Origin of the sequence: Rhizobium sp. B21/90, assembly GCF_019355815.1 — a bacterium.
In the GTDB taxonomy this organism is placed as follows: Bacteria; Pseudomonadota; Alphaproteobacteria; order Rhizobiales; family Rhizobiaceae; genus Rhizobium; species Rhizobium rhododendri.
The window spans coordinates 70,972-97,366 of record NZ_CP072166.1; the positions used below are offsets into that span (position 1 = coordinate 70,972).

22 protein-coding genes and 1 pseudogene are annotated in these 26,395 nt (G+C 56.0%); 9 read left to right on the top strand and 14 right to left on the bottom strand.

Features of this window, described 5'->3' with window-relative positions; translation table 11 throughout:
• Positions 1-184: 184 nt before the first annotated feature.
• The 9 genes from J5278_RS29945 to J5278_RS29985 all read right to left on the bottom strand — a co-directional run bounded on the left by J5278_RS29945 (position 185) and on the right by J5278_RS29985 (position 8,943).
• Positions 185-2,128: a DUF3732 domain-containing protein gene (locus J5278_RS29945; RefSeq protein WP_247749078.1), complete on the bottom strand. Its 1,944-nt coding sequence runs from the start codon at positions 2,126-2,128 to the stop codon at positions 185-187.
• A 2-nt stretch (positions 2,129-2,130) separates the two neighbouring features.
• Complete coding sequence (locus J5278_RS29950; protein ID WP_105436256.1) at positions 2,131-2,622, bottom strand: three component ABC system middle component; 492 nt, start codon at positions 2,620-2,622, stop codon at positions 2,131-2,133.
• Between the two features lie 8 nt (positions 2,623-2,630).
• Positions 2,631-3,842, bottom strand: coding sequence for an ABC-three component system protein (locus J5278_RS29955; protein ID WP_209185994.1), 1,212 nt, complete (start codon positions 3,840-3,842; stop codon positions 2,631-2,633).
• 171 nt (positions 3,843-4,013) lie between these two features.
• Positions 4,014-4,448: a type II toxin-antitoxin system VapC family toxin gene (locus J5278_RS29960; RefSeq protein ID WP_209185993.1), complete on the bottom strand. Its 435-nt coding sequence runs from the start codon at positions 4,446-4,448 to the stop codon at positions 4,014-4,016.
• Positions 4,445-5,041, bottom strand: a complete 597-nt coding sequence (locus J5278_RS29965) for a DUF433 domain-containing protein (RefSeq protein ID WP_209185992.1) — start codon at positions 5,039-5,041, stop codon at positions 4,445-4,447. Before J5278_RS29965 ends, J5278_RS29960 begins: the two co-directional genes overlap by 4 nt.
• A gap of 110 nt (positions 5,042-5,151) precedes the next feature.
• The gene (locus tag J5278_RS29970; RefSeq protein WP_209185991.1) at positions 5,152-6,588 is read right to left on the bottom strand and encodes an HD domain-containing protein; all 1,437 of its coding nucleotides are present in this window, start codon (positions 6,586-6,588) and stop codon (positions 5,152-5,154) included.
• A 50-nt stretch (positions 6,589-6,638) separates the two neighbouring features.
• Complete coding sequence (locus J5278_RS29975) at positions 6,639-7,232, bottom strand: AAA family ATPase (RefSeq protein ID WP_219259558.1); 594 nt, start codon at positions 7,230-7,232, stop codon at positions 6,639-6,641.
• A complete protein-coding gene (locus J5278_RS29980) occupies positions 7,229-7,819 on the bottom strand; it encodes a 3'-5' exonuclease (protein WP_247749073.1) in 591 nt (196 codons plus the stop codon). Before J5278_RS29980 ends, J5278_RS29975 begins: the two co-directional genes overlap by 4 nt.
• Complete coding sequence (locus tag J5278_RS29985) at positions 7,810-8,943, bottom strand: radical SAM protein (RefSeq protein ID WP_257623528.1); 1,134 nt, start codon at positions 8,941-8,943, stop codon at positions 7,810-7,812. Before J5278_RS29985 ends, J5278_RS29980 begins: the two co-directional genes overlap by 10 nt.
• A gap of 178 nt (positions 8,944-9,121) precedes the next feature.
• Between J5278_RS29985 and J5278_RS29990 the strand changes: the two genes are divergently transcribed.
• From J5278_RS29990 to J5278_RS30015, 6 genes are all read left to right on the top strand, one after another.
• Positions 9,122-10,246: an IS5 family transposase gene (locus tag J5278_RS29990; RefSeq protein ID WP_209187070.1), complete on the top strand. Its 1,125-nt coding sequence runs from the start codon at positions 9,122-9,124 to the stop codon at positions 10,244-10,246.
• 235 nt (positions 10,247-10,481) lie between these two features.
• Complete coding sequence (locus J5278_RS29995) at positions 10,482-11,075, top strand: hypothetical protein (protein ID WP_209186756.1); 594 nt, start codon at positions 10,482-10,484, stop codon at positions 11,073-11,075.
• A gap of 470 nt (positions 11,076-11,545) precedes the next feature.
• Positions 11,546-13,576, top strand: a complete 2,031-nt coding sequence (locus J5278_RS30000; RefSeq protein WP_219259561.1) for a DEAD/DEAH box helicase — start codon at positions 11,546-11,548, stop codon at positions 13,574-13,576.
• 247 nt (positions 13,577-13,823) lie between these two features.
• Positions 13,824-14,288: a hypothetical protein gene (locus J5278_RS30005; protein ID WP_209186758.1), complete on the top strand. Its 465-nt coding sequence runs from the start codon at positions 13,824-13,826 to the stop codon at positions 14,286-14,288.
• Between the two features lie 191 nt (positions 14,289-14,479).
• A complete protein-coding gene (locus J5278_RS30010; RefSeq protein WP_209186759.1) occupies positions 14,480-16,444 on the top strand; it encodes an ATP-binding protein in 1,965 nt (654 codons plus the stop codon).
• 10 nt (positions 16,445-16,454) lie between these two features.
• Positions 16,455-17,885: a Shedu immune nuclease family protein gene (locus tag J5278_RS30015; RefSeq protein ID WP_209186760.1), complete on the top strand. Its 1,431-nt coding sequence runs from the start codon at positions 16,455-16,457 to the stop codon at positions 17,883-17,885.
• A gap of 229 nt (positions 17,886-18,114) precedes the next feature.
• Here J5278_RS30015 and J5278_RS30020 read toward each other — a convergent pair whose 3' ends face one another.
• Entirely contained in the window at positions 18,115-19,248 is a 1,134-nt protein-coding gene (locus J5278_RS30020; protein WP_209186761.1) for an RHE_PE00001 family protein, read from the bottom strand.
• Positions 19,249-19,443: 195 nt separating this feature from the next.
• Between J5278_RS30020 and J5278_RS31845 the strand changes: the two genes are divergently transcribed.
• Positions 19,444-19,764 carry a type II toxin-antitoxin system Phd/YefM family antitoxin gene (locus J5278_RS31845; RefSeq protein WP_219259564.1) on the top strand — a complete coding sequence of 107 codons (321 nt, stop codon included), beginning with the start codon at positions 19,444-19,446 and terminating at the stop codon, positions 19,762-19,764.
• Here J5278_RS31845 and istB read toward each other — a convergent pair.
• Together istB and istA are read right to left on the bottom strand one after the other, a co-directional pair.
• Positions 19,679-20,455 (bottom strand): IS21-like element helper ATPase IstB, encoded by a 777-nt coding sequence (istB, locus tag J5278_RS30030; RefSeq protein WP_111221724.1) that lies wholly within the window; start codon positions 20,453-20,455, stop codon positions 19,679-19,681. The genes J5278_RS31845 and istB overlap by 86 nt on opposite strands.
• Before the next feature lie 11 nt (positions 20,456-20,466).
• A complete protein-coding gene (gene istA / locus J5278_RS30035) occupies positions 20,467-22,020 on the bottom strand; it encodes an IS21 family transposase (RefSeq protein ID WP_111221723.1) in 1,554 nt (517 codons plus the stop codon).
• Positions 22,021-22,307: 287 nt separating this feature from the next.
• Between istA and J5278_RS30040 the strand changes: the two genes are divergently transcribed.
• Together J5278_RS30040 and J5278_RS30045 are read left to right on the top strand one after the other, a co-directional pair.
• Entirely contained in the window at positions 22,308-22,727 is a 420-nt protein-coding gene (locus J5278_RS30040; RefSeq protein ID WP_209186763.1) for a type II toxin-antitoxin system VapC family toxin, read from the top strand.
• A pseudogene (locus J5278_RS30045) lies at positions 22,717-23,193 on the top strand (integrase); the annotation flags it as partial. The gene J5278_RS30040 and the pseudogene J5278_RS30045, both read left to right, overlap by 11 nt.
• 28 nt (positions 23,194-23,221) lie before the next feature.
• On the opposite strand, the gene J5278_RS30050 reads toward J5278_RS30045, so the two are convergent.
• On the bottom strand, positions 23,222-23,983 hold the full coding sequence (locus J5278_RS30050) for an EAL domain-containing protein (protein ID WP_209186764.1): 762 nt from the start codon (positions 23,981-23,983) through the stop codon (positions 23,222-23,224).
• Positions 23,984-25,504: 1,521 nt separating this feature from the next.
• A complete protein-coding gene (locus J5278_RS30055) occupies positions 25,505-25,882 on the bottom strand; it encodes a hypothetical protein (RefSeq protein ID WP_142832593.1) in 378 nt (125 codons plus the stop codon).
• Positions 25,883-26,395 lie beyond the last annotated feature (513 nt).

Here is a 26,395-nt window from a genome sequence, read left to right on the forward strand (position 1 = left end):
AAGCATAAGACACCCGATCGACCGTAGTATTTCCCAAAGGGCAGTCGTAAACCAAAACACATCCTGACGGAATATTGGCGAACGCATGCCTCCTTGAGCGCCAGGAATTCGGAGGTCCGGTAGCTGTTTTCTTATTCTGGAAAGCGCCGCTTCCAGAGGTTTGTGATTTCGGCCGGAGGCCTGGTCATTGGCTGTCATTTTGTGCCGTCCACGACGGTGGGACAAGTTTGATCCCATCGCGCCAACGCTCGGCAATCACCGCGCGGAACCAGTCGTCGAGCAGCTCGACATGATCGGCGACGATGATTTGCATGTTTTGATCGGGCTTGGCGCAATAGTCATGGAGAACACGATAAAGGCGCGCCACCGCGATTTGGTCTTCGTCTTCTGTCCCCGAGATTTGTCCGAGGTCCCGTTCCGGTGGGTAGTGCGCCTGGGATGGCTGATCCAACATGAGGAATGATGGCACTGGTCGTGACCGGGCGCGGAATAGCCGATGCAATGCCAGATGAGCTGCTACGTGATATCCGACCCAGTTCTCGCCACTGCCAATCTGTGCAAGTGGCAACGGCCCGTCGATCGTATCTGCAACGACCGTGAGGTTGCGCAGGTCGATGCGGAGCGAGTTTTCGCCGTGCTCGAGGCGCAACGCCGTGGCGAAGGTCGTCAGATCTTTGCCGATGACGCTGATGGCGCTGCTGACGCGTTCGTTCAGCGCCTCCTGGTCCAGCTCAGCGCTCAGGGCCTCCACCTCGGCGCGCACTCTCGCTACTCGCAGGCGCAGACCGTTGTCGTCCGAAACAATGCGGACGTTGTCGAGATAGTAGCTTATGCGTCCTGCGACGCGCGCCTGCTCGGTAAACTGATCCTGCTCGATCCTGAGGCGCTCGTTGTCGGAGATGCGGGTGGTGATGTCGGTCTGAACCGTTTCCAGGTCTACTTCCCGCGCCGTCCGCATCGTCTCCAGTTCGGTGATGCGCACCTGAACCCTCGGGCTATCCTTCCGTACTGACCGTAGTTGCAGATCCAGGCCAGAGAGCGATTGGCGCATGTCATCGACGGTCGGGACAGACGTCTTCAAATGGCTCTCGCACAGGGGACAGGTATCGTGTGAACCATCCGCGGTGACCAGAAGCTCGATGGAAGCCAACCGCACGCGTTGCTCGTCGGCCTCTTTTTCGAACTCTGATGCGTCGCGCATCAGTCGGTTAAGCTGCTTCGCCTCCTCTCTGAGGTCCTGAAGCTCAGAACGCAGCACCCGACGCCGGTCCTCAAGGTCGGCGAGATCCGCTTCCGGATTAGAGAGGGTCGCATACGACAGCGTCCTTGGCACGGCGGCCTGCTGTAGCAGTTCGCGCGCTGTATCCGGGGTTTCCGCAAATGCATTGACGTCCAGCAGCCCGACGCGCCGGGCTTCCGCGACGAGCGCAAGCGCCGTTCCGGACGCCTCGTTTGCAAGTGCCCGAGCTTCGGTGAGTTCACGTTCGAGTTTTCGCAATCGGAAGCGCGCATCGTCGAGCCGCTTCTTCTTGAGGAAATAGTCCTCCCCCATGGCGCCAAGGAAATACGGAAATGTATCTCGAATGGCCTGAGCGATCCCGGTCTCGCCCTGTCGATGAAACAACAGGCGTCGGCTTGCAATTTCATCCTGGGCCTGTAGCGAATAGAAGATAGCTTGCCCGGCCGAAGCCTCGACCTGACGCCTCGCTCCCGTTGGCTCGGGATCGTAAAGATTCTCAGCAATTCCAAGTATACCGCTCATTTTGCTCCTGAGCGCTGCCGCCGTCATGTTCTTGATGAATCCCGCTGGCGTCTCGGGGAAAGTTTCAACATTGCGTTCAAAATAGATTTCGTCACCGTCATTGCCCGACGGGCCAGGATTATGCCGGGCGACAAGGATGCCTTCGCCGGCTCGATCGAACAGGACCGCGAACCAGCTGACGCCGTTCCGAATTTCGCCGCGGGGGACCGTGCATTCGTCACGGCCCCAGCAGAAATCCACGATGTCCAGGAGTGCCGACTTGCCGGTTTTTGATGCACCCGTCACCACATTGAGTGAGTTGAGCTTGAAGCTGGTCTCGCGTTTTTCGCCCGACCTCGAATAGATTGCGATTCCTCGGATTTGCATGCTCAAAGCGTTATCCCCATTGCCTGGAGAACAGGAGCAACGGCAGGCTGGGACGCAAACCAGCGGCCAACTAGGCCGGCCCTTCTTCTGATCTCTTCGATTTCCAGTGTCGTATGTTTGGGTTTCGCAGGCAGTCGCATAGGATTTGGACCGAGGGAGATGCCATCTCGGGTGACTTGTAAGGCCTGGAGCTGCGTGAGAAATAGAAGCGCTTCGCGGGTTACTGGTCTTAGCGCCAATACCCGCTCTGGAACCCCCACAAGGATGTCCTGCTGATTTGCACACCAGGATTCGAATGTTGTGCTGGCCTTGCTTGGCAAAGCCCTACGGGTGCCGGGATGGAGTACAAGTGGAAGAATTAGAAAGGTCAGCGCAAGTGGAATCGGTGTGCCTCTGGTCGCTGTATAATCACGGGTGCTGCGACTGATGAGTTCACCGCAGAACGCCGGATTGAAATGAGCAGCTTCCTCTGCCGGCCGTTCCGACCATGCCATCTCTCTGCTCACTTGCTGCCCTTCCCATCGCAGAGTTTTCGAAACTCGCGATGCCACCCCACCCGGAGCGCGTTGGCAAGCATATGGTATGATCCAACGTTCAAGGATTTTGACGTGAGCGTCCGCAGCGGGAAACGCGCTTCCATCTCCACCCAACCATAGATGTCACGCCCACCTGTCGACAGGCGAGGATCCTCACCGTCCGCCTCGGACGTGTCGTCACACATTGCCGCGTAGCGCGGTTCCCATTCCTCGACTAGAACGCGTTCGAACCTCTCTAATTCCTCATCCAGGACGACATGCTCACGGGTCCACTTTGATCGCTGGACAAAGGCACGGTAGAAGTCACGTTTCGCATAGCCAATCCGATTGCCGCCAACGCCGATGATCTGCAGCTGCCGAACGAACACGAAGGCATCATATTGATCCGACTCATTAGCCGACGGCTCTACGTGGTCGAATTCGGCCACAAGAGCGTCACGCTTAAGGGCATCGCGGATGTCGTCCAGTTTCGCCTCAATAAGCCCGAGCGGGATGGACTGGACGGTACTGGCTGACAATGCAGCGCAAATTCGTGGCCACCACCACCCCTCCAGCATTTCCCTGGCAAGTCTGGCCTTGCCCGGAGGGGCGACAAGCCGCAGCGCGCGCTCCAGCTGTATTTCAATATCGGCCACGATCGGCTGCTGGTCGACGATCTCGACAGCGCTCAGGAGGGAGGCGCGCATCCGCTCCGGCAGCGCAAAAAATGCAGCAAAGGCTTGTTTGAGACCTTCATTCTGGGATTGCGAGGCCGCCCGGGACAACATTTCTGCAGCGCCCCGCGGATCCCGGCCGTTATGCCGTCCCTCGGTGGGCGCACGAAGCAAGGAGGCTGCAGAGCCTTCTGGAATGCTGCCTGTTGTGACCAGCACCAGCTTGACGCGAGACGGCAGTGAAGGATCCGCGCTTGCCAGCTCTGACCAAATTCTCAACGTTTTCCAGATGTCAGGGCTTGTGTCAGATAGGCTGCCCACCCTGCTGATATGATGCTTTGCCTGGAGAAGCTGCTTGGGCTCTCCTTCTTGCTCGAAGGAGATATCATCAAGCTTCTCAATCGCGACCTCGAGCTCCGACCCAGCATTAAGATGCGGGATGCACAGGAGAAGCGCGAGCCTCGCCTGATACAAGTATCCGGCGGCCGCCGGCGCCGCACTGAACTTGTCGGACTGCCCACTCACGCATCGTCTCCCTACCAATCTCAAGTAATGGCATGAATTTGCGACAGCACAAGTATAACGCGTGCCGCAACAACAGTTTTCCCCTGTCTTCTTGGTGTTTGAAACGTTTCCTCAGCTAACGGGCAGGTTGTTGGCCCAGCCGGTTCTCACATAGATCATGTTCCAGCCAGCTCACAGAGAAGGAATAAGTTTCGCAGGGGACTTGAAGGGATTCAGGATTGTCACCTCCCGTCCAGCAAAATCCTTTTCGTTCCTGGTGACGACGACAAGATTGTGCACCTTTGCAGTTGCAGCCAAGCCCACATCATCGACGTTCTTGTCACTGCGGCCGAGGTGAGTTCCCCAGACGACCGCGATACTTTCGTCGATCGCGATGATACGATCATCGTAGGCGGAAAATATCCGCTTCGCCGACTCGGCAAGTCTATTTGCAAGCCCCTCATCGGATGCGCGCTTTTTCTCAATGCCCTTGGATATTTCACGCACAGAGATCACGCTGATGGCAAGATCGATGTCATCGACCTTCGAAAGCCAAGCTTCGACGTTCACATGAGGCGTCGGTCGGCTGAGTTCCTTCAGCACGTTCGTGTCCAGCAGGTATTTCAATCTAGGTCATCCAACGCGCTGAGATCAGCGTTTCGCATTGCGGCTTTCGCGGTTTGCCGTGGGTATGGTCGGCCTGCCTTTGGATGAGCCTCTGCGAAAAACTTTGCAGCGGTGATCTGAGACTCCGTGAGCTTTGGATAGTCCTGCAGGATATGAGGGATCGAAGCCCCGGCGTCGAGAAGCGCTGCAATCCGATGGGCCTCGATTTTGGTACCCCTGATCAACGCATCCTTCCCCGAAGCGTCGATCTGCGCGTTCAGCCTATCAAGTTCTTTTACTTTCTTTTCGACGTCACGAACGTGGCTGGAAATGTCGTATCGATGATTCCCAAATGTCACGAGTTTCTCGTGTCGGCCGTTCACGGTCGATTTCAGGGCATGGTAAAGTTCCGACTGAATTTTCGGCGTGAATGCCTGTCTCAGCTCGTCATAAGCATGCAGAAACACAAGCTCGGCGGTACCGAACTGTCGAATCCTCCGTCCTCCTCTCTTCACCATATCGGGCTTCACCGGCGACCGCTCAACAACCTTTTTGAAGTTATCGAGAGGTTCTCCAAGAACGAACGCCGCCTGAGCCGTTGTCAACATTTCCATTCTTACCTCGCTAATTCGGCCCCTAGTATAGGGTCGAATTAGCGAGTTTTCAAGGTGTGTGCGAGGATGCGCCTCCCCCAAATTGCCAATCTTCAAATTCAGCCCAACCTCTAGCTTTCCATTTCTGTCAAATGCGCAGTGACGAGGTCTCGGATGGATCTTTTCAGCGCGTCCGCGCGCTCGAATTTGCGGTCGTCGTAATAGATCCTATGGATTTTGAAGGATGCTGCGCTTGCGACAATCGGTGAGATGGAAGCAATGTCGAGAACCTGTCCTTCGACGCTGACGTTGATCTGTTGCGGATGGCCACCGCGGATACCCATCGGTTTATAAATCTGCCGGCCGGCATTGTCATAGTAGCAGTCACTGCTCCATATTGCCGGATCTTCCTGGATCTCTTTCGCTACCGCGTCACAAATGGCACCAATACGCTCTACGCGCGCAGGCGCCGCAAGGTCCAATTTGGTCGATCGCAGGGCCATGACTTCGTCGGCGATTTTCCAGACATCTATCATTGGGAAAATGTTGCGATCAGAAATTCGGGTGGCGACATCGCTTACTGACGGATCCGGCGCTTCCCGGAACTGATAGAGTGAGCCCCAGAACAGCGTATCGTCGAGGAGACGGGCGTTTTCCAGGTTTCCCGGATTTCGGAAAAACCTCACAAGCGGGTGGTCTTCGGTCAATCCAGCTCTTGAGATATCACCAGCAGCGATGAGTTCGAACACCCTGCTCAGCAGCAATGCGAACATGTACTCCAGCCCCCTGGTCTTCTTATGAAGATAAATGGTGGGGTAAAGTTGGAAGAGTGTCACCGTGATCTGCTCAAGGGAAATGTAAGCCTTGCTGTCAACGTAGAGAAAACGGGCGTCCCCATTTTCCCCAACTCTGAAATTCCGTAACAGCCAATCCAGGTCTATGCCACCTGAGGAAACGCCGGCAAAGTAAGCGTCGCGTTTTGCGTAATCGAGCCTGTCGGCATCCAGCTGGCTTGAAACGACGGATGTGTAAATGCAGTTTTCATCCGTTTTCTTGATGATGTCCCGGACCATCGAGGGCAATTGCGCACCCCCAAATTTGGTCAACGCCTCGCTCACCGACGAGTCCATGATGATTTTCTGGCCGACTTTCTCATGATCGACCGCCGCCTGAAACGCCATAGCAGAATCGCCTTCAAGCTGATTGCGGGAGAGGAAGAAGTCCATCGCTGTTTCGAAGGCGTGGCTAAACATGCCGTGGCCGACGTCATGCAAAAGGGCCGCCGCAAGGCACGCCTCGGCTTTTGGAGACCAATTCCCTGCTGCTCCATCAGGCTCAATGACCGCAAGCATCCGCTTTGCGATTTTGTAGACCCCCAATGAGTGAGCGAACCGCGAATGGGTAGCGGACGGGAAGACATAGTCGGAAAAACCTAATTGTTTCACCCGGCGCAAGCGTTGAAAAAAAGGATCCGATAGGAGGCGTTTGAGATCATTCTCTCGATCGCCGTTGAAATCAATAAACCCATGAATTGGATCCTTTATAACCTTGCTCACAAACTCCGACATTCCCGCCTCCTCAACTTTAACAATACGCGGTGCTGCCGCGTCATCTCGCTCTATCGTCCGGTCTGCGCGAGAAGGGCGATGACCTTGTCATAGGTTTCGTCCAAGAGCTTGTCGGTGTTTTGGGAGGTTAAAATAGCCGGAGCCAGCCCGCCTGCCCTAGCGATCGCGCGAATATGCTCGCCGGCAGCCACCCGAAAATCCTGGTTCCCATCACGGCCTTCGCCAAGGCGAATGGTTGGGTCAAGCTCGGTCATAATCAGCAGATCGTAGTCAACCGCGTGCGCCTCGGCAATCACGCGCAATTCTTCCAGTTTGCCCTCTGGTAACGAGCGGCCCGAAATCTCCAGTGCCGCATGAAGGTAACCAAGCGCGTCGAAGACAGGTCGATCTACCAGGATGACGTCGTTCACAAGCGCAGCTTCCGCCTCCTGCTTCATGCCTTCTGCCATGATCCAGAGCGTGCTTTCGAAATTATGCGCCGTCAGGATAGGAAAACCACGGTGTCTGGCGGCTTTGGCGAGATCGCCGACACGACCAGTGCGAATGCCTCTGTCCGATAGACGTCTGTTCAATCCCTCGAGAAAGGTTGACTTTCCGGTTGAATGGGTTCCCGCAATCCCAACTTTCACCTTCGTTTGACTCATAATAGGTTATCCTGCGCATTGAAGAGGATGTCAGCGTCGCGAGCTCGCATCGCGCGAGACGTTGCGTCCAGGGGCTCAAGAAGACTGTTGAAAAGAAGCGCGGTCAGAGCGACGTCGAACTGCGCCGAATGATGTTTCATACCGGTCCGGCGCCCGGCTTCAGCAGACAGTCCTAAAGCTGCTCCGAGCTTCTCCAGGCCATACGATTCAAGCCCTGGCCGAAGAGACCGCGCGAGTTTCAGAGTGTCGATCGCCGCAGATGGCATCCAGTCTGGGATCGACCGGTTTATGATATCAAGCTCGACCCGGACATTATGACCGACAATCACTGAGCCGCCGGTCCAGGTGAGAATGTCCTCTGCAATGTCGTCTATGCTGGGGGCTTCTGCAACATCGGCGTTGGTTATTCCATGAATTCGAGTCACGACAGGGCTGATCGGCTCTTGAGGTTTGATCAACCAGTGAAACGCCCGTCCACTGGGCTGCAGTTCGATCAGCTCCAGCAACGCAATCTCGACAATTTCAGCAGGGGTCGCTCCGTTGCCCTCGACATCGACGACCCAGACTTTTTCCCAGGTCATTCCCATCCAATCTCTGCTCGTCCATGACGATGCTTCCGATGCGGCTGCGCTCGATCATGGACTTGGAAGTTCAGTGTATGCTGCATGAAGTAGCGCTGTGCCTCAGTGCTTCCATCAACCTCGATGTGATGTTCTGAAATCTCGATGTGGTCGGTTGACAAGGAAACCAAACGGGCGAGATCGCGGACTTGGTCCAGCGCTGGCTTTCGATGATGGTGAGCGCAGATCTCGCGCTGGACCTCGGGACAAATCTCGCAGATTTCACGAATGCCCCAATGCCCGTTGAAATCGGCGACGCCATGGGCGAATGCTATCCCGCAAGAGGTTTTTCTGAAGATCGGAAGCCCCTCGAAATAGGCAAGTATCCGCCTTTCCGTCTCCTCCGGCATGATTTTGCGTCTCGCTACGGCATGATAAAGATCGGGAACTCCGACATCGCGAAAGTAGGTGCGTATCTCATCGCGAAAGAACAGCCCGGTAAACACGGTCGCGTCAGCCAGTCGCGCCAGCTTTCGCGCTGATGAGAGGTGCTCCGGCGTGTCGTTCAAGCCAGCGATAATGGGCCGCCAATAGAGTATTTTCTTCGTGCGAAACGCGGTTTTGGCCAGTACCTCCAGGCTTCGTGCAGCAATTTCAGAAGAGACGGGCTCAACTCTTTCGTCCGCAATGCCCGACCAGGTTACGAGAATTGTCAATCGCAAATGTTCGAGCGACTCGAGCTGCTCGACATCGTCAGTCTCGATCTTCCATCGGCTGATCACCAGCACCGGGTTCGTCAAACGGCGTCGATCCAGAGCCTTGAGCGTGTTGAACAGGTGTTGTTTCACTCCGGGGAGGAATGGATCGGTTGCGCGATTGAAGATCTGGATCGGAGTGGTGTGTGCCCGGAAGGCCCAGTGGTTTACTAGAGATTCCACCGCAACCTCGTCCTCAACGATCAGATGTGGCCGCTTCATGGAGAAATTGTCGAACAGATGACGGACGCAGTAGCCGCAGTCGAGTGGGCATCCAACGATATGGTTCAAGCTGAGACCGGACTTGCGGTAGTCAATATACTCGCGAAGGCTTGCCGGAAGATCTGCCGGCGCCGGCCGAACTGATTTGTAAGGCGAAATACGAATTGAAGCCACTTGTACCTCCCCCGAACCACAACCTGACACTGGAGGAAGCGTCATAGAAACACAAGCAGGTCTTGCAATTTTTGTGGAAGCACAATCAGTTACGACTAACAGGCTGCGGAAAAAGGCGCTTGCTGCGAGCCTACTGCCATGATTCCATTGCTGAGTGATTGGTCGGCGGGAGCATGACATGCGCGGCAGTGATAACCAGACGGCGGGACTGTTTTCTTATGTGAGCTGCGAAGCCCGCGTTCCGACAAACCATCCGCTGCGGCCGATCCGTGCCATTGTAGATGAAGCGCTGGAAGTTCTGTCGCCAGATTTTGAGGCGATGTATTCAGCGATCGGCCGCCCTTCGATCCCGCCGGAGAAGCTGCTGCGTGCACTGTTGTTGCAGGCCTTCTACACGATCCGCTCGGAGCGTCAGCTCATGGAGCAGATGGATTACAATCTGCTGTTTCGATGGTTCGTCGGCTTGTCGATGGACGCGCCGATCTGGGACGTCACGGTGTTTACCAAGAACCGTGAGCGGCTTCTGGCGGGCGACATCGCCGCCAAGTTTCTGGCCGCATTGCTGGGCCAGCCGCGGGTGAAGGCGCTGCTGTCGGACGAGCACTTCTCGGTAGACGGCACCTTGATCGAAGCCTGGGCGAGCATGAAGAGCTTCAAGCCTAAGGACGACATAGATGGTGGCGACACCGACGACAGCGGCTCTGGCGCTGAAGGCAAACAGCCGCCAAAGGCTGTGGGACGCAACTCCGAGCGCGATTTCCACGGCGAGAAGCGAAGTAACGCTACCCACGCGTCGACCACCGACCCGGATGCCAGGCTTTACAAGAAGGCCCGTGGCCAGGCGGCCAAGCTTTGCCACATGGGTCACGTCATCATGGAAAACCGCAACGGCCTGGTTGTCGATGCCACGCTGACCCATGCGAGTGGAACAGCAGAACGCGAGGCAGCTCTGGATATGGTGGGCCGCATGGATGGTCGTCATCGCATCACATTGGCCGCAGACAAAGCTTACGACACGGCCGACTTCGTGGCCGCCTTGCGGGACGCAAAGGTGACCCCACACGTCGCCCAGAACACAACAAACCGACGGTCGGCCATCGACGGTCGCACCACCCATCACCTCGGTTACGCCGTCAGTCAGCGCATTCGCAAGCGCATCGAGGAAGTGTTCGGTTGGGCCAAGACCAGCGGCGGAATGCGCAAGACCCGCCATCGCGGAAAGGATCGCGTCGGCTGGATGTTCACCCTGACAGCCACCGCTTATAATCTGGTGAGGCTTCCAAAGCTGCTGACGACGGCATAATCGCGCCCGTAATCCGCCGAAAGACGGCGGATTACGACAAAATGGGCCGACAAGGCCGCTGAAAAAGCCTCATCACAGCCCGCCTTCGAGCCGTCTAGCCAGGATCGGCGGAAAAATCGGCGCTATTTCCGCGACCTGCTAAGTAAAATTTGCGTAGACTGATAGCATTGGTTTTCAACGGCCGGGAATTCCGTTGTGGGTTCCCTGCCTAAAATCTGTTCGGCAAGGAGTACAAATGGGGCAGGCAAAACAACGTGCGCAATTCTATAACAGCTTGAAGCAACGCCTCCTGGATCGTCACCACGGTCCGGCCAAGACGGTTGCGACCGCGGCAATCAATCTTTTCGACCGCTTCATTTTGCCAAGGCGTTTCACCGGAGCCTGTTATCAACTGACGATGACCCTTCAGAAATATCTTGAAGAGACACACGGCATCGCCGCACGAGCTGTCGTCGGGTATGTAAACGACGGAACCGACGACATTATGATCTCTCATGGATGGCTGGAATATGAGGGTATGAAAATCGATCTAGGGCTCGATATCGTTGAACGTCCCGATGTCGTTAGACCCGGGGCGCTTTTGGTACTCGACGAAACGCTACGTCTGGGTGCTATCGACTACACCTACCATCTTGCGCGTCCCGAAGCGTCGCTTCAGGTCGTGCAGCGGATGCTGGCGGACCCCGCTACGGCTCGTATCGCTCAGCATAAAGAAAAAGAGCACGACGACATGTTGCGAAGGAGCCGCGACGCGCGTTTGAGGGATCTTTATCTTACCGGTGCACCCGCTGGCTCCGACTTTGCTTCAATGACGTCAGTTTTGATTTAGCGAACTTACTCGACCCCGTTTTCGTATCTGTTGTTGCGACATCTCGTTCTGGCGAGCCCTAGACGCAACCCCATTCGGCCCGCCCTTTTGCGCCGAAGAGACTGCTGGCGTAAAGGGCGTTGGGTTATAGATACCTGGATGGCCTGTTTCCCGAATTGTTGAAGACGAAATGTTGGTCTCAAAATGGTGATCCTCAACCTCGGCCATTGGGTTGTGAGGCCAACGGTGCTGGTTGGAGACAGCCTTGTTGATAGCCGCGTCGAAGAATTTGATTCTCAATCTCACCGTCAATCTGTCGTGTCCCACGCAGACGAACTGTCGAAACGATGGATACCATACCTATTTGCTGGCAACCGGATATGGCGCTGATTGCCACGCGGGGGCGAGACGTGGGTGGCTAAGGCGGCATCTGCGATTTGACATGTTATCTGCCGTTTGGTATCGTTATCTATCAATTAATGGATTTGAATATGGTAGATGAGACCGTTTGGCTTTCGCTCGAAGATACTGCTTCCTATCTCAGCATGGGGAAGACTGCACTTTACGCGTTGGCACGTGAGGGCAAGATCCCGGCACGTAAGCTGGGTAAAAAGTGGACATTCGAGAAAGCGGGCCTGGACGCCTGGGTTCGGTCTAGTCGCCCGCTGCAGGCATTCTTTCTCGACTTGGAATTCAAGATCGACGGGAACGAGAACCTGCGCGACCCGCAGCGGGAAGGCTATCTTCGAACATATGAATTTTTCAGAGCTGGCAAGAATAAGGCGATACTGCAGATACCTGTCGGGTGCGGCAAAACGGGCCTAGCGACAATCTTACCTTTGGGCCTGGCAGAGGGCCGAGTCATCGTGATCGCGCCGAATCTGACGATACGTGACGGCTTGTATGAAGCGATGGACATCACCAACCGTCAAAAGTGTTTCTGGCGGAAAGCGGCAGTGCTGAGCCAAGATCAGATGATCTCAGGTCCCCTTGCGACGACCCTCGATAGCGGGAACATTACGGTCGCTTCCAAGTCGCACGTGGTGATCACGAATGTGCAACAGCTTGCTACCAACGTGGACAAGTGGTTGACGCAGTTCCCCGATGATTTCTTTGACATGATCATCGTCGATGAAGCCCACCACAGTGCTGCGGCAAGCTGGCAGCGCGTCATTGAGAGGTTCCCGAAAGCGAAGGTTGTCTTGCTGACCGCCACACCGTTTCGCAGCGATCGCCAGGAGTTGGACGGCCAACTCGTGTTCCGGTACCCATTCAGAAACGCGACTTTGAAGGGCTACATCAAGCGACTGAAGGCGAGCTACGTCGCGCCATCGACAATCCAGCTTAGCTTCACCGATGAGGGCGGAAGAACTTACACACTCGCCGAAGTCGAGAAGCTTAAGGAAGAGGATTGGTTCAGCCGTGGCGTCGCTCTGGCGCGGGTCTGCAACCAGCATATCGTCGACAGCAGTCTCCAGAAGCTCGAGGAGCTTCGACAGAGTGGGACACAACATCAGCTCATCGCGGTCGCGTGCTCGATCAATCACGCGAAGGAAATCCGCTCACTGTATCAGGAGCGCGGCTTCACGGCCGATGTGATACACAGCAAGCAATCCTCCGACGAACAGGCCGACATCCTGGCGGCACTGCGTAATGGGACGCTCGATTGTATCATCCAAGTTCAGATGCTCGGCGAAGGTTTTGACCACCCAAAACTGAGCGTAGCCGCCATTTTCAGGCCGTTTCGCACGCTCGCACCATACATCCAGTTCGTCGGTCGAGTGATGCGTGTGGTGGTGCAGAACGATCCTACACACCCAGACAATATGGGGCACATCGTTACGCATCTCGGCATGAATTTGGATCAGCGGCTGAAGGAGTTTAAGGATTTCGAGAATGACGACCAGTCGTTCTGGGACAAGGTGATCGGTGGAGAGGAACCGGAGGTTTCGCAGGAGATACTGGATGGAACGAAACGGCTCCGCGCCGGAGAAAACGTCGTCGTCCATGGCGAGATCGTTGATTCGCTTTGGGAGGAGGATTTCACCAGTCTCGAGGATGCGCAGATTGTGGAAGACATTCGCGAGCGCTTCAAACTGCTAGGGCTTGATCCAAGCCAAGTCGAAGAAATGGTCAAGCGAGCGCTCAAATCGCCGTTGCGCAAACAGGAGCCGACGGCGCCGTTTCTTGTTCAGCCCCAGCGGGAGTGGGAAGAGGCGAGAAAAAGGCTCAACGAACAGTCAAAGCGCTTGGCAACATTGCTGCTTAATCATGTTGAATTGAATGTGAATGGAACGGAACTGACCTACAAGTACCGCTCGCTCAAGCTCTCTGGGCGAACGAATTTTATCTCGGCACTGACGATGGTCAATCACGAGATTAACAAGCGTCTTGGGAAAGATCGGGGCGAAGCATCGATCGAAGAGTTCCGGGAGATACTCGATAATCTAGACGATCTATTGCAAACGCTGGCCCGCCGTGTCCGAAAGGCAAAGTCTGATTATGACAAAGAAAATACCTAGAGGGCCGACACCATCGCTCATTGGCGGCACCAATGGGCGGCCACGCAGGGTCGACGTGTTGCGTAAGGGCAAATGCTATCGCTGTGAAGATACGTTGCTATCGGGCACGAAGTGCATTGAGATCCCGAAACTAGGCACTGGGTTTTCGGATTCGAAACGGTGTTGCGACGAATGCTATGAGAAGATCATCGCCAAGACCACGAGCGATCTAGAGGAACTGAAGGTTTTGTAGCGGCGAGGGAAAGAGATGGGTGATGGCTACAATTTCAAACAACTGAAAGAGCGTATTCTCGCGCTTAGCTTGGCGACCGATTGGGAGGTTGCTCGGAAAGAGTGGAGCCTCGTGGGCATCCATGAATCGGACGACCCTGAAACCTGTATTTGTGGGCATTTCCCGATTGTTGAAATCTGCGAAATTCACAACAGTGTAACGAAGCGCCGCACCGAGGTCGGTAATCAATGCGTCAAGCGCTTCCTTGGCCTCAGATCGGATCTGGTTTTCACCGCGATCAAACGTATCCGAAAGGACATCACCAAAAGCCTGAATGCCGATGCGATCGCTTTCTTTTACGAACGCGGTCAACTCAATACTTGGGAATACACATTTTCACAGGACACTTTGGCCAAGCGAAACCTATCGGCTCTGCAACTTCAAAAAAGAAGGGCTATTAACGAGAAGATCCTCGCCGTAATTGGCCGTCGTGGATTCTAGGGACCGGAATGAGAAGGGGCCGAGATGTTTCGCCGGCGGAAGAATGTAGAGCCTGCCTATTATGCGTCGTGATACGAGGCATGGAAATTTCTCAGGCCGGGTGCATGCCCGCGAGCTAGGCCGACGCTAGCCAGCGCCATGGCCCAAAAGCGTCGCACGGAAATTCGGTGTAATATAAAGGGGACAGCACCATGGATACGGAAAGATCAAGCCAGGGCATCCTGTTCGATGACCGGTTCCTGGACAAATACGCCGGGCCGATCATTTCCGATCCCGCAGTGGCTATCGTTGAACTTGCCGCGAATGCTTGGGACGCCTATGCGACGAAGGTGGATATCGTCTGGCCCAACCGCAGTCAGGAGATCCCCTTTTCCATTACCGACAACGGGAAAGGGATGACGCCGGCGCAGTTCGAAAGACGCTGGAAGACCCTTGACTACAATCGCCTTGCTGACGAGGGCACCAAGTCGGCGCCGCCGGCTGATTTGCCAGAGTCCGCTCCCCGAATCCCGTATGGTCGAAATGGTAAAGGCCGCCACGCGGCATTCAAATTCTCCGATCCTTATCGTGTACGCACGTGGCGGGACGGTGTCGAAACGGTCTACGAAGTTCGTCGCGGCTTGACCCAGCCATTTGACGTCACGGTGATCAGTTCACGCGACAACGTCAGTGGTCATGGTACGGAGATAGTGGCGACCACCTCCGACGGCACTTCCATGGACGCGGACACAGCCCGCGAAATCATCGGGACGCGCTTTCTCGCCGACCCAAACTTCGTCGTTACAATCGACGGAACTTTGGTCTCATTCGACGACATCCCGACCCGCAACATCCAGAAGGTCGATGTCGACGTTCCCGGATTCGGGGCGGTCCAGATCGTCATGATCGATAGCCAGAAAGCAGATCGCACCACGAGGCAGCACGGCATCGCATGGCGCGTGAACTCGCGGTTGGTTGGAAATCCGGGCTGGGTTGGTTTCGACCATGAGCGTGTCTTGGACGGCCGAAGCACCGAAGCAAAGCGTTTCCAGTTTATCGTCTCGGCAGATATCCTCGAGAATGCGGTGCAGGCGGACTGGAGCGGGTTCCTGCCCGATGACCAGAAATGGCAGGCCACGCGGCTGGCCGTCCATGCGCAGATCAAGCAGTACCTTTCCACCTTTTCTGCTGATCGTCGCCGTGAAGCAAAACTTTCGGTCAAGCAACAGCTAGTCAGGGCGGTGCGGCGAATGCCTCCCGTTGGGCGCGAACGCTGGAATCAATTCGTGGATGAGGTGATCGATAATTGCCCCTCGATCTCGACGGAGGAGGTCGGAAAGGTCGCGAGTATCTTAGCCAATCTCGAATTGAGCACGTCTAAGTTCAGTCTGCTCGGGAAGCTTAATGAGCTTGAGCCGGGCGATCTCGATGCGCTGTATGATCTCCTAGACGACTGGACACTCAGGCTCGCAAAGGACGCCCTCGATGAGATTCAGACTCGCCTGAAGTTAATCGAAGATCTAGATAAAAAGCTTCGCGATGAAACCATGGACGAAGTCGGCGACCTGCAGCCGCTGTTCGCGCGATCGCTGTGGGTTTTCGGTCCCGAATTCGAGAGCCTCGAGTTCACGAGTAACAAAGGCATGACGGAGGTCATTCGCAAAATATTCGGATCGACTGAAAGCGGTAGCAGGCAGCGGCCCGATTTCGTGATGCTCCCTGACGGAAGCGTCGGGCTCTATAGCCGCGACGCGCATGATATCGGACATGAAGTGGATGGCGTGTCACGCCTAGTCGTCGCCGAGATCAAGAAACCTGGTGTGGGCATAGGCTCGGAACAGAAGGATCAGGCGTGGAGGTATGTGAAGGAGCTTAGGAGCAAGGGGCTCCTGAACGAAGCGGCCGTCACAACCTGTTACATCCTTGGGTCGAAGATCGATATCGCCGAGGGCGGCAATCGAACCGAATGGGACGGGCGCGTTACAATCATCCCGATAACTTACAATACTTTCATTCGTAGAGCAGAAAAACGAATGCTCGGTCTTCGGGAAAAGCTCAAGGAAGCTCCCTTCCTCAAAGACCACGGTGTTGATGGTGATGCCTTCGTCACACCACCTGTGGATCCACAGCGAGACCTTCTTGGAGCTGCCAGCTCTGGTTCGTCGGCACACGCATAGGATTATTAGCATGGCGAGCTTCGGCCCACGATTTGGAGAGGACGACCAAGGTACCTTGTCCCTTGAGGCGCGAGGACCTGGCATCGTAGAGGTGTATTTCCGACCTTCAGCCACGCGATTGAAGATCGCCCGCCGTGAGGGGGACCCTGCCACGCGCGTCCTACTTATGAAGTTCGATGCGAAGACGGACACGACCACGCTCTATCCCGTCAATACCATGCCCACGTCCGCGAGCTTCCTTGCGCCTAAGCACGATCCCATCGTTTCGATCGAACTGGTGCTAAAGAACGGGTTCGCCCACATCGTCGATGATGCAGACGGCACGGAACATTTCCTGGTACCGCACACTCTCGATGAGGTGCAGGTGTACCTTGAGGAGTGCATGCCCTCGGGTTTCACTAAGGACCCGAATTTTGGGCTGGGGCTTGACCGAACGCTCTCCTTCATCACTCAAGCTCTCTCTGAGATCGACGGGATCGAGCAATTACGCTTGACGGATGAGAAGACCCTTGAGGTCTCGCGATCGCCCGATAGCAAGACTTTCGAGATGGGCTATCGCCTTTTCGACGAGTTGCGCCGAGGGGCCAACCGCTTTGATGATAAAGCGCGCACCTCGAGCAGGAAAAAGAAGCAGCAATCAGCCTACACCAACCTTCTTACTAGGCTCGACCGAACGAAGTTTCCGCTGAAGCTGATCGAACGCGCACCTGATGACCTAGCAGAAGTCATCGGGGAGACCATTGTCGACGAGCGCCTTTCGGAAAATGACCGGGCAGCCGTCGTCAGCCTCGCCGGCGCAACGGTGCGCAAGTCTATAAAAACTCAGCGCGCAGGGCTTGTGAAGCTCCATGACGAGATCGAGCTTGCGTCGCTCGAGGAGCTGATCGCTCATATGGAGACGCAGTTCGCGGCGAAAGCCACCGAACCACAATGGCAGAAGCTGTTCGAAGCCAATCCGTTCATCTTGGACATGGCATTTAACGTGCTGGTGCTTTTGCTGCAGGGGCAGGCCCACGTCGGGGGCAAGATACTCGACGGATCAGGTGAGAAGATCGCGGATTTCCTGTTCACCAACCAGCTAACCGACAGTATCGCCATCCTTGAGATCAAAACTCCCGGCATGGAGCTTGTCAGCAAGAAGCAATACCGCGGCGGTGTTCTGGCGCCCTCCCCTGAGCTGGTCGGCGCGGTCGTGCAGACCTTGGACCAGATCGACAAGCTCCGCAGTGATATCTACCGGGTGAAGGCTGTTAACCCCCTGCACAAGCTGGAAACGTACGGCATCAAAGGTGTTGTGCTAGCAGGTATGATCCCAGATGCTGGGCGGAAACGCTCTTTTGAATTGTATCGAAACAGTCTATCTGGTCTGTCCATCATCACGTTCGATGAACTTCTAGCGAAGTTGAAATCCCTTGAGCTGCTAACGGCGAAGCCCGGATAGCAGTGGGAGCGCGGGACTTCGATATCGTTATAAGAAGCGTTCTATGGTCTGCCCACGACGGGCTCCGATTGGAGCAAACAATATGAGCGATTTCCATTTCGATTTGAGGAGACGCAAGCAAAGAGCCAATTGTCCGGTGGCAATTAAGAAGCGCCTCGGAGGCGCATCCCTCCGTCGGCAGAGGTTAGTCCTCCTCAAACTGCTTGCGACGACATCGAACCGTGGCTGGCTATATAATTCCCCACGCCCGAAACCTCCCCCTCCCCGTCATCTCCCGCAGGCCCAGCTCCAAAACAATCCGCCGCGCCGCCTGCGGCGTCACATCAAGCGTCTTCGCCACCATCCCGGCCGACACCAATGGCTTTGCCATCACCAGCTCGACCAGCTCAGGCAGTTTTGAAGACGTCCGGCGCCCCTCCAGCTTACGCTCCATCATTGTCTTCGCCAGCGTCAGCCGGTCATGCTCTTTCAAGCCGATCTCGGCGGCCGCAAGCAGGCCATGGGCGATGGCAATCAGCCGGGTCTCGCGATCGCGATGTCGGCGCCGATCCACCGGGATGGTTCTGAGGCCGGTATTGATGGCGGCGAGATGGGCACCGGTGGTAACGCCGGTCTGGCGCAATATCGATGCGGCCAGCAGCCGGCCGAGCCAGGGCGCGTGCTGAAGGACGGAAATTTCGTTCCAGGCATCGAGGATGACGATCGCCTGCAGCACCGCCGGCAAGTGTTCGGCCTGGCGCAGCACGCCGCGCCATTCGTCGAGCCTGGAATCCTCGTCCCAGTCGAGATCATAGATCATCGGATCTTTTTCGGCCCCGCCGCCGCGGTCGGGCCGTGTGGCGTTCTCGATCGCAGCGTCGGACCGGGCGAGCAGCGCATCGATGGCGGCATAGTCGACGCCGGGGACGTTCTCGCCGACGTCCGCGTCTTCCCCTTCCGGATCGATCGCGACCACGCGCCGGATGCCGCCGGCCGTTTCTCCCTCATCGGCGTCGCCTGACTTGATCTCCGCCGTCTTTCGCAGCGTACGAACCCCGTCGGCCGACAACGCCCAACCGGGTACCTGCCCCGCAATCCGTCGACGGGTACGCAACACGTCGCGGGCGATTGTCAGCTCATGGGTGGGTGTGCGAATATCGCGCGTGGCATCATGGAGGACGAGGTCTTCGAGATGGACGAGTTCGCCGTCGATCCACAGCGAGGCACAGGCATCGGTGAATTGGCTGCGCTCGATAAAGCCCTGACCGACCGGCGAACGGGCGATGCGCTCGTCGAGACGCGCGAGAGCGACACCGGCGTCGAAAGCCGGCCGCATCAGGTCACTCATGCTGATTTTCGTGAGATCGTAAGTCATTGAAATCATGGTAAATGATTTGTTAAAAGAACTCTATATAAATGTTGCAGTTCCTCACATGGTATGATCGCAGGCAGGCGCTCTAACCATCGATAAGTATCCCTTATCGGAGGTGATATAGCCAACCCGTTGACCAATCACGAAAAGGCTCCTATTCTTGCCCTCAAACGCCAAATATGGCGACCGGAATTGAGGAATTTCACAATGAGCGTCACGTTCAAAGTCGCAGACGCCAAAACTCATCTGTCCGAACTGCTGGCGCGCGTCGAGGCGGGGGAAGAGATCATTATCGCCCGCGGGAATGATCCCGTTGCCCGCCTCGTCTCAATCGACCTGCGGATTTCGCTAAATCGGGACAGCGGTTTCAGCAAGTCGCGGACAAGCGTTTCGCTAAGTCGCGGACAACGGATGCGATCGAATCCCGGTTGCCTTGTTGCTGTTACGCGTGATTGTGTTCGGTTATTTCGTCGCCGGTCAAGAGCGTCGGCGTTTTTCGTTTGCGCATGCTGTCGCCTTCGAGAGTGATGCGGTGGGCGTTGTGAACAATGCGATCCAAAATCGCATCGGCCAAAGTGGCTTCTCCAATCATTTCGTGCCAGGCGGCCACCGGAAGCTGAGCTGTGATCAGGGTCGATTTCCTTCGATATCGCTCCTCGAAGATTTCGAGCAAATCGAGGCGCTGTCGGTCATTCAGGGTATGGGTTCCCCAGTCATCCAACACCAGCAACTGAACACGTGCCAGCTTGTCGATGAGGCGCGGAAAGCGTCCATCGAGCCTGGCAAGTGCGAGATCCTCGAAGAGCCGCGGCATACGAACGTAGAGGACAGAGTAGTCGAGGCGGGCCGCCTGTCTCGCAAAGGCGCAGGCGATCCAAGTTTTTCCAGTGCCCGTTTGGCCTGTCAGGATCAGGTTCTCGTTTGCCTTCAGCCATGCGCCCTGCGCCAAGGACAAGACATTGCGACGATCAAGGCCGCGGTGAGATCTAAAATCGATGTCTTCGATCGAGGCATTGGCAAATCGAAGCTTTGCTGTGGCGAGCCGATTGGTCAGCCGTCGGTCGGTTCGTAGTGCGATCTCGCGGTCGAGCATCAGGCCAAGCCGTTCGTCAAAGCTAAGATCATTTCCATGAACTTGCTCGATAAGTTCGCGATAGGCGGTTGCCATTCCGGCAAGACCAAGCGCACTCATCTGGTCCAGTGTTGGATGTGTCAGCATTAGATGTCCTTTCATTGGTAGTAGGTTTTGCCGCGGATATTGCCGTGCGGCGGTGCCGGCTTCACGGTCTCGCTTGCGGCAGGAGCCTGATCGAGACCAGATCTGAGAATGTTGGCGACAGACGAATAGGTCAGCGCATTGATGACCAACGCACGCTCACAGGCCAATTCCAGCCGATCGGTTTCGTAACGACGCGCCAGGGAGAGAATGCCCTGAGCGGATCTGTAGCCTTGCTCCGGGTGCGGCCGATCGCTAAGCAGACGCTCGATAAATATCGCAGTATTGGCCCCAACCTTCGCCGCTTCCTTGCGCAACGTGTGAGGCGTCGTGTTTGCATAGCGCTGGTGAGCTTTCGGCATATGCTCATTGACAGTGATATGGCCGGAACGCTGGGAGCTTCGGATGTGGCTGGCGACCCGCTTGTGGTCAAAGAAGATCTCGACCGCTCGATACGTCAGCCTGATATCGACCTTCCTGCCGATCAGACCGTGCGGCACGGAATAGAACGTCTTGTCGACGTCGACATGGTAATCGGGATGAACCTTGGCGACCTTCCATTCCGCGTATTCAAACGGCGTTGGCGGCAGTGGCTTGAGCTGGGAGCGCTCGACCTCATCGAACAGGGCTCGCCGGGATTTTCCATACCGACGCATCGTACGGGTGTTAAGGTCCTCGATCAGAGCGCTGATGCGGATATTGAGATCGACAAGGCTGAAGAAACGGTCGTTTCGAAGTCTGGCCAGAACCCACCTCTCGACGATTAAAACCGATCCCTCCGCGGATGGTTTATCCCGAGGACGCCGCGGCCGTGCTGGCAATACGGTCGTATCGTAGTGTTCGGCGAAGGCAGCAAATGTCGCGTTCAACGTCGGTTCGAACCAGAGAGCCTTGGCAATCGCGGATTTGAGGTTGTCGCAGATCGTTGTCTTCGTCACCCCACCGAAGTAACTGAAGGCTCGCTGGTTCGCCTCGATCCAATCCGGCAGCTTCTGACTGAAGCTGGCATAGGAGAACACCAATTGCGATGCACTCAGCACGGCCACATAAATCTGTGCTGCCCGGATCTCGCCAGAAGACGGATCGATGATCGGGATCGTATGGCCGGCATAGTCGCATTCCATCGCGACACCAGCCACATGACGACTGCGATAGGTGGGTTTGGCGCGGCTCTCATAATCAGCAAATCGGCAGCAGAACCAGGTGTAGCCGTATCCATCCGGATGGACCTCCCGGTATTCCTGCCATAGCAGGTTGAGCGTCACGCCTTTGCGTTTCAACTCGCTGGCCACTTTCGGCCAGTTCGGTTCCTCGCTGTCTCGAGGAGGTCGCCCCATCCGCCGGAATAGTCGCTGCTCCAGGAGCTCGTCATCATCCAGACCGGGTGGAAGTGGCCATGCTGCAAGCCCCGCCTCCCGCGCCCGCAGCAGATACGTTGAGACCGACGTCTTGCTCATCTTCAGCCGCTCAGAAACGGCGCGTATCGACAATTCCTGCTCGAACGTCAGCCGCAGTATCGATCGAATGTCTTTCACATCAGTATGTCTCGCTTGCTTCCGTCTAGGCATTAGATCCTCGCTTAAAACACGAGAACAAATTGCCAGATCGGCGCTCACGAGATTCGATCTAAATCCGCTGTCCCTTCTGTCCGCGACTTACTGAATTTGCTGTCCCGAACTTTCTGAATTCGGTGTCCGCGACTTACTGAAATCTTTGTCCGGGACTTTGTGAAACCCGCAATCGACCAACGGCGCCAGCGCCTCTCCGCCATTGAAGCGCTTCGCGCGTTTCGCGCTCAAGCCAAGCCTGTCAGCCAGGAGGAGATTCAGACCTGGAAGCAGGAAGGCCGTCGCTGATGGCTTTCATCGTCGATGCTTCGATCGCCGGCGCCTGGCTGCTGCCGGACGAGGAAAACACAATCGCCGATCAAATGATGGAACGTATGGTCGATGAAGATGCCTGGGCGCCCGATCTGCTGCGTCACGAGATCCGCAGCATTTTGTTGAGCGCCGAAAGGCGAGGGCGTATTTCTGACGATCTCATCCATTCGGCGCTGGCGCGTTTCCGTGCGCTCCCTTTGAAGCTCGTTGGACCCGGCGACGACACAGAGGTCGTCCGACTGTCGCGTCAGTATCGTCTCAGCGCCTATGACGCAGCCTATCTGGCTATCGCACTCATTGAGTACCTCCCTCTGGCCACGCTCGACCGCAAGCTTGCCGACGCCGCTCGCAAAGAAGGCGTGAATGTACTGGGTTCCTTTGCCGATGGGCCCTGATCGCACAAGCTTGGTCTCTGCCCGTGCAGAGCAGCTCGACACGATCGCCGCCGTCCTGCCGATTGGGCGGCGGGGCGAGCTCGCCGAAATCCTTTCGGACGAGGACGTCAAAACCCTTCGTTATCTGGTTAATGAAGGCATGGGTGCCAACTCCTTGCGCGCCCTCACCTCGGATCTCGCCTACCTGCAGGCCTGGTCGCTTGCTGCCACCGGCAAATCCCTCCCTTGGCCGGCCCCAGAGGCGCTGCTCCTGAAGTTCGTGGCCCATCATCTCTGGGATCCGGAAAAGAGACTGACCGATCCACAGCATGGCATGCCGGACGCGGTCGAGCAGAGCCTTCGCCGCCAGGGCTTTCTCAGAGTGGTGGGACCACATGCGCCCGATACCGTTCGCAGGCGGCTTGCCACATGGTCGACCCTGACCAAATGGCGCGGGCTGAATGGCGTGTTTGCCTCCCCTTCCCTGCCTATCGATCCAGAACTAGGAACGCCGACTAAGCGACTTGAGACAGTGCCTCGTGTCGAATTGATGCCAGAGACTCGAATGCCGGGCGAGCGATCAGATAGCCCTGCATTAAGTTGACACCAAAATCCTTAAGTACCTGAAACTCTTCAAGCGTCTCGATGCCCTCGCAGAGCGGCATGACGCCGAGGTCATGCAGCATGGCAACGGTATTTCTCACGATTTTCTGGCGAGCTGTGTCCGTGTCAATATGTCGAATAAGCGCCATATCGAGTTTTGCAATATCGGGCTGGAAATCCGCTAACAAGGAAAGCCCGGCATGTCCGGCCCCGAAGTCGTCAATAGCGGTGCTGAAGCCCATAGCGCGGTAGGCACGCAGGATAGTGAACAGATGAGCAGTATCAATCTGCTGGTTTTCGGTGAATTCAAAAATGATGTTCTTTGTAGGAAACTTCGCGCGAATCGCCGCTGCTAGCGTTAGGCGAATGCAGGCGAGAGGCTCTTGGACCGCGTCTGGGATGAAGTTGATCGACAGCCCGACGTTGCTACCTTCACTATAAAGAGAGGCGGCAAGTTCAATTGCCTTGACGCGGCACTGTTGGTCGAATGCATATCGGTTGGAGGCGTCGATTTTCGACAGAACCGAGCTAGCCCCTTCGCCCGAAGGACCACGCACTAGAGCCTCATGGGCGAAAATTTCGTTAGTGCGAACATCGATGATCGGTTGGAACGCCATCGAGAATGGCGGGGTAAAAGATACGCCGTTGCGGCATTCCACACAGAACTTAGACATGACTGCTTATCCAGCTTGAACTTCATGCATATCAGCAAACCGTAAACGATGTCTTTGCAACCTTCCTAGGCATCTCAGCTTCACTCACATGGGGAATTCGGCGTCGAGCCCTTTTAATAATCCATGGGACGCTTCCTTCGGTTGTTTGTGTCTGCAGTCAAGGCTCGGCCTGCTATTCATGACCGGATTGTTTCCATCGCCGGTTCCATCACGCATACGGCGCGCTGGTCGACGACACCATGATCTCGCTTACGTCGCGGCCCAGGCTCAGGTGAACGATCCCGTTCTTTGTTTAACGGCATTCGAGCGCTATCGAGTTTCGGGTCGTTCACCTGGATCTGCCAGGACTGATCTGGTCGGCTGATTGCAATTTGGCGAGGTTGCGGACTTTGCGATGGTTGTTATCGGCTTGCCTTCAACACAAAGCCCTTGATGACGACGCCACCGGTCACGTATTTCCATAGCGCCACCAAATTTGCGCCAGTACCACGATCGCGCTCTTCTTGATAAGGCCACCGTTCGACTGGACCCACGACTGTGAGAGGCTGCGCATGAACTGCGCGAGGCTGGCATCGATAAGAAACTAATTCGTGACCTACTGGACGTCGCCATGCTCAGCAATCAAAGGGAAACTGCGGTGCTGAACCATCGTGACCTCCGCGGCAGCAACATACTTTGAGACGCAAGCATCGAGTCATTGGCACTAGTTCTGCTCCGACATCTTCATCGCCGCATCCCGACCGAATTTCAGAGTCGTGAATGGCAGAGTAGCGGTTTGGATGAGGACGAGACCGGCACCATTGAGGGCAGTTTTCGCGATTTGTGCGGCTCCGCTCGAACTTTCTAAATCTGTGCTTTCCACGGGACCGACAGACGGTCGTGCAGAATTTCTAGGTGGGATTGTCCCCGCGACCAGAGGATCTCGGGTGTTACAGCCAGGATTGCATCGATCGTAGCGGAGGACTTTGGTAGAAGTCGTGGCGGACGTCAGACGGTTCATCTTCTCAGGGTCACGAGATCTAACACCTTCAAAGACCGGCCGCTTGGTCGGAATAACGGTGTAAGGTGCAGAAGCAGCTTGCGTCTCTGTGATGTTCGCTGTCATTGGTGCTCGTGCCGTATCAACAATGTTCTGAAGTCTTGTTGAAGCGGCAACGGCTTCCCGACCGTCGGGATGGGAGGCCGTGACCTCTTGCAACAAAGGTGTGTGTGTCGGACCCGGATCGCTATAAGCGACGACAGAAATTGCACCGAGCATAAGGCCGCCAGCCGCAAGCATGAGCCACGCTGGACCATTGTGTCGCGGCTTTGGGGTCCGTATATCGAGATCATGGCGATGCTGCCACACACGCTCGACACGGATTAACTCTCCATTGCCTGCCTCCGGTCGGGAAATTATGTCACCGCTGCGAGAACTAGACATTGGATGCCTTTCGTTTGGCGTTTGGCGGTCGAGGGCAAGCTTTGGCTCACCCACGCGGTTGAACAGGGCGCTGGATAGGCTGGCAAATCCGGTATCGCTTATCTCTGGTACTGGTCGTGGACGACACCCATTATATCGCCCGACCGCGATACACTCACGAGCAGGTTGTCGCCGCCACGGGTTGCCTTGACCAGATAACGTTCGCCGACATCCTGAACATCCCTCACTCGGTAGCCACGATCCTCAAGCAAGGTAATGACGTCGTCAGGTCCAAAGCTGGGCCGTTGTACGGACCAACGGTTCTGATGGTCATGATGGCGGTTCCACGAGTTTAGAAAGTTGGATTCCGTGTTCCCGTCAACCGAGTAGGGATCTGAAGGCTGGCCATCGTAGATAACGACCTGCGAAAAGGCGGGTACGGCGGCGGTAGCGAATAGAGCAGCGGCCGCGGTGAACGCGATGACATAACGTGTCATGAAACTTCCCTTTGACTAAAACGCTCTACCCGGTCCTATTTGGCAACCGAGTTAGATCGATGTTTTGACGCGATGCGAAGCACAACGGCATTATGCGCCTTGCCACTGTTGCAGTGTGTCGTTTGTTATTGCGAAATGTTGCAGCCACTTTACGGATGAACTGCGCCGGGACTTTCTTCAGACGAGTGGAGAAGTTTTCTTGAGTTGAAGGGGACCGGAAGGCCAAAGCAGAAGGCATCTACCAAGGAATTTGGGAAGGAAGCGGTGCGCCTGGCGTAGACGACCGGGCGGACATTGTGCCGGGCTCGCGTCTTCCCCAGCACTTGCCACGCGAGATTTTTTCTACGTTGGCAGAGTCGAAAGGATAGTTCCTCGTTAAAAACGATCGAGGTATTGGCGGTATCCGACCAGAAGCTGCGGACTAGATTATGAGACGCGTCATCGCATTGTCATGTAAGAATTTTACTTCCGAGGCTAACGGGGCCTTAAATTTCATTAAGGCCCGTGAAGTTG

Bases quoted from the DNA above. Each gene is read 5' to 3' on its own strand.
- J5278_RS30015 (WP_209186760.1), top strand. From the start codon at position 16,455: ATGGCGAGCTTCGGCCCACGATTTGGAGAGGACGACCAAGGTACCTTG.
- J5278_RS29950 (WP_105436256.1), bottom strand. From the start codon at position 2,622: ATGGCATGGTCGGAACGGCCGGCAGAGGAAGCTGCTCATTTCAATCCG.
- J5278_RS29965 (WP_209185992.1), bottom strand. From the start codon at position 5,041: ATGGAAATGTTGACAACGGCTCAGGCGGCGTTCGTTCTTGGAGAACCT.
- J5278_RS29980 (WP_247749073.1), bottom strand. From the start codon at position 7,819: ATGGGAATGACCTGGGAAAAAGTCTGGGTCGTCGATGTCGAGGGCAAC.
- J5278_RS31845 (WP_219259564.1), top strand. From the start codon at position 19,444: ATGAGCGTCACGTTCAAAGTCGCAGACGCCAAAACTCATCTGTCCGAA.
- istB (WP_111221724.1), bottom strand. From the start codon at position 20,455: ATGCTGACACATCCAACACTGGACCAGATGAGTGCGCTTGGTCTTGCC.
- J5278_RS30050 (WP_209186764.1), bottom strand. From the start codon at position 23,983: ATGTCTAAGTTCTGTGTGGAATGCCGCAACGGCGTATCTTTTACCCCG.
- J5278_RS30020 (WP_209186761.1), bottom strand. From the start codon at position 19,248: ATGATTTCAATGACTTACGATCTCACGAAAATCAGCATGAGTGACCTG.
- J5278_RS29995 (WP_209186756.1), top strand. From the start codon at position 10,482: ATGGGGCAGGCAAAACAACGTGCGCAATTCTATAACAGCTTGAAGCAA.
- istA (WP_111221723.1), bottom strand. From the start codon at position 22,020: ATGCCTAGACGGAAGCAAGCGAGACATACTGATGTGAAAGACATTCGA.
- J5278_RS29970 (WP_209185991.1), bottom strand. From the start codon at position 6,588: ATGTCGGAGTTTGTGAGCAAGGTTATAAAGGATCCAATTCATGGGTTT.
- J5278_RS29990 (WP_209187070.1), top strand. From the start codon at position 9,122: ATGCGCGGCAGTGATAACCAGACGGCGGGACTGTTTTCTTATGTGAGC.
- J5278_RS30005 (WP_209186758.1), top strand. From the start codon at position 13,824: ATGGGTGATGGCTACAATTTCAAACAACTGAAAGAGCGTATTCTCGCG.
- J5278_RS30010 (WP_209186759.1), top strand. From the start codon at position 14,480: ATGGATACGGAAAGATCAAGCCAGGGCATCCTGTTCGATGACCGGTTC.
- J5278_RS30040 (WP_209186763.1), top strand. From the start codon at position 22,308: ATGGCTTTCATCGTCGATGCTTCGATCGCCGGCGCCTGGCTGCTGCCG.
- J5278_RS29945 (WP_247749078.1), bottom strand. From the start codon at position 2,128: ATGCAAATCCGAGGAATCGCAATCTATTCGAGGTCGGGCGAAAAACGC.
- J5278_RS29975 (WP_219259558.1), bottom strand. From the start codon at position 7,232: ATGAGTCAAACGAAGGTGAAAGTTGGGATTGCGGGAACCCATTCAACC.
- J5278_RS30000 (WP_219259561.1), top strand. From the start codon at position 11,546: ATGGTAGATGAGACCGTTTGGCTTTCGCTCGAAGATACTGCTTCCTAT.
- J5278_RS30055 (WP_142832593.1), bottom strand. From the start codon at position 25,882: ATGACACGTTATGTCATCGCGTTCACCGCGGCCGCTGCTCTATTCGCT.